Origin of the sequence: Aquisphaera insulae, from assembly GCF_011064615.1 — a bacterium.
Classification (GTDB): Bacteria; Planctomycetota; Planctomycetia; order Isosphaerales; family Isosphaeraceae; genus Aquisphaera; species Aquisphaera insulae.
Genome location: NZ_JAALJH010000275.1, coordinates 1 through 372, shown reverse-complemented (window position 1 = coordinate 372; position 372 = coordinate 1). Strand labels below are relative to the sequence as shown.

At 64.8% G+C, this 372-nt stretch carries 1 protein-coding gene; it reads left to right on the top strand.

Features of this window, described 5'->3' with window-relative positions:
• Positions 1 to 51 precede the first annotated feature (51 nt).
• A partial coding sequence (locus tag G6O54_RS37115) for an integrase core domain-containing protein (protein WP_250847257.1) occupies positions 52 to 372 on the top strand: 321 nt, incomplete at its 3' end.

Sequence of the window (372 nt, the reverse complement as noted above, 5' to 3'; positions counted from 1 at the left end):
TTCATCGCCCGCGACTTCGAGGAGTTCATCAGGATTTGCGGGATGACTCATGTGAGGACTTCACCATACTATCCCCAGAGCAACGGGAAGATCGAGAGGTGGCACAAGACGCTCAAGGGCGAGTGCATCCGGATCAAGGTGCCGCTGAGCCTAGAGGACGCGCGGCGGCTGGTCGCGGAGTTCGTGGCGCATTACAACGAGGTCCGCTTGCACAGTGCGATCGGCTACGTGGCCCCCGAGGTCAAGCTGGCCGGCCGCGACCGGGCGATCCTCGCGGATCGCGATCGCAAGCTGGCAGCCGCGAGGGAGAGGAGGAAGGCCGCACGAGAAGCGAGCCGTGCCGCGATGCGATCCCCGACGATGCTTGCCCCG